Annotated in this window: 1 protein-coding gene; it reads right to left on the bottom strand. The window is 72.0% G+C overall.

Going from position 1 to position 250, the window contains the following annotated elements; all coding sequences use genetic code 11:
* Positions 1-250 (bottom strand): HRDC domain-containing protein (locus tag RTW80_RS30230; protein WP_312721880.1); only part of this gene is annotated, 250 nt, incomplete at both ends.

Raw genomic sequence — 250 nt, 5'->3', positions numbered from 1 at the left:
CCTTCACCTCGGCGAGGGCGCGTTTGGTCGCGGGGTTCGCCTGAATGGCCGCGACGAGTGAGCGATCAGGCACGAGCCGGCCGGGGGAGACATCCTGCTGCTGCGCGTATTCCTCACGCGCGGTCCACAGGGCGCGGGCGATCGCGAGGTTGCGGCGCCCGCGCAGAGTGTGGAGTCCGCTCAGTCGGCGCCACGGGTCTGCGCGGACGGGCTTCGGCTCACGGTGCAGCACCGCGTCGAACTCCTCGGC

Origin of the sequence: Escherichia sp. AM3 (assembly GCF_032029835.1) — a bacterium.
In the GTDB taxonomy this organism is placed as follows: Bacteria; Pseudomonadota; Gammaproteobacteria; order Enterobacterales; family Enterobacteriaceae; genus Escherichia; species Escherichia coli.
This window is presented reverse-complemented; position numbering and strand designations above follow the sequence as displayed.